A 1,787-nucleotide genomic window follows, 5' to 3' on the forward strand; every position below is an offset into this window, starting at 1 on the left:
CAAGGAAAAGCGCCCGCGCGGCTGGACCCGGATCAACGGCGTGAGCCTGGCGCAATGGCCCGGCTTTGCCGATGACGTGACAGTGTCGCTCAACGGCGAAAAGGGTGCCCAAGGGCACGGCTGGCGCACCGCCGATGGCCGCAGCGGCCCCCTGCCCAACGACAAGCTGGTGGTTTCGGGCACGGGCCAGGCGCTGGTGCCGCTGGTCACCACCTCCGACGGGCGCACGCTGGCCGCCTATCGCGACGACAATGGCTATTATCCCTCGCTCGATCGGTTGGCCGATGTCGAACCGCCCACGGTCGATCCTGCCGGCCCGGAAGGCGAAGACGGCGGGCGCAACATGGATCTGCACCCGGTGATCCTGGTGTTCGAGCCTGACCTGATGGACAATTACGGCTTGGCCAACCGGCAGACCGCCATGCTGGCGCTGGATATCCTGCATGCCGCCGCGGTCGATTCGGGCAGCCGTGCGATCACCTTTGACCTGAGCCTGGCTGGCCTCGGCGGCCGCCCCAACCTGTTGACCCTGGCGTTCGAGCCGCCGTTCCTGGCGGCAACGGTTGGCCTGTTGCTCACGCTGCTGGCGGTGGGGTGGCGCGCATTCTGCCGCTTTGGCCCGCCGCGCACCGCGCCGCCATCGATCCCGCCGGGCAAGACCACGCTGGTGGCCAACAGCGCGGCCCTGATTCGCCGCGCGGGACGCCTGCACCTGTTGACCGTGCCCTTTGTCGACGCCCTGCGCGAGCGGCTGGTGGCGCGGCTGGGGCTGCGGCGCGGGGCGGCGGCCGAGCAGGTCGATCCGCTGATCGACGCACATCTTGCGCGGCTGCATCCCGACAGCGTGCCATTCTCTATCGCGGCGGCCCAGCTTGCCGCCGCACATCGCCCGGCCGATGCCGTGCGCGCGGCGCAGGCGCTGCACACCCTGGAAAAGGATCTTGCGTGACCAAGGAAACCCTATGACCGAGGCAGCTTTCGAACCCGGCGCGTTCAGCCTGGAAGACGTGCGCACGCTGGCCGATGCGATTCGTGCGCAAGTGGCCAAGGCCGTGGTTGGCCAGGACAGCGTGGTCGATCACCTGCTGGTGGCGCTGCTGGCTGGCGGCCATGTCTTGCTGGAAGGCCCGCCGGGCACGGCCAAGACCCTGGTCGCACAAAGCCTTGCCACCGCGGTGGGCCTCGATTTCGGGCGCATCCAGTTTACCCCCGATCTCATGCCGGGCGATATACTGGGGTCGAACCTGTTCAATTTCCAGACCAGCCAGTTCACGCTCACGCGCGGGCCGATCTTCCACGACATCGTGCTGGCCGATGAAATCAACCGCACCCCGCCCAAGACGCAGGCTGCCCTGCTCGAAGCGATGCAGGAACGCCGCGTGACGCTCGATGGCACCGCCCATCTGCTGCCCGCGCACTTCATGGTGGTGGCCACGCAGAACCCGATCGAGAGCCAGGGCGTCTATCCCTTGCCCGAGGCGCAGCTCGACCGCTTCCTGTTCAAGCTGCTGGTCGATTATCCCTCGGCCGAGGAAGAGGCACGCATCGTTACCCGCTATGGCGAAGGGCGCACTGGCCTTCATCCGGCACAAATGGGCGTTGCGGCTGTGGCCGATGCCCGCGCAGTGGCGAGCGCGCAGGCCGCGCTCAAGGCCGTTACCCTGGCCGAGCCGCTGGTCGATTATATCGTCGCGCTGGTGCGCGGCACGCGCGACAATGGCGACCTGCTGGCCGGGGCATCGCCCCGCGCTGCGGTCTTGCTGGCCGGGGCAGCGCGGGCGCGTGCG

The 1,787-nt window shown here is 68.5% G+C and carries 2 protein-coding genes; both read left to right on the plus strand.

Annotation, left to right across the window (positions count from 1 at the left end):
* The coding region (locus H926_RS29485; protein ID WP_158442030.1) for a hypothetical protein at positions 1-949 on the plus strand (949 nt) is incomplete at its 5' end.
* A 13-nt stretch (positions 950-962) separates the two neighbouring features.
* Positions 963-1,787 (plus strand): MoxR family ATPase (locus tag H926_RS0120820; protein ID WP_022677981.1); only part of this gene is annotated, 825 nt, incomplete at its 3' end.

Origin of the sequence: Novosphingobium sp. B-7, assembly GCF_000410615.1 — a bacterium.
GTDB classification, from domain to species: domain Bacteria; phylum Pseudomonadota; class Alphaproteobacteria; order Sphingomonadales; family Sphingomonadaceae; genus Novosphingobium; species Novosphingobium capsulatum.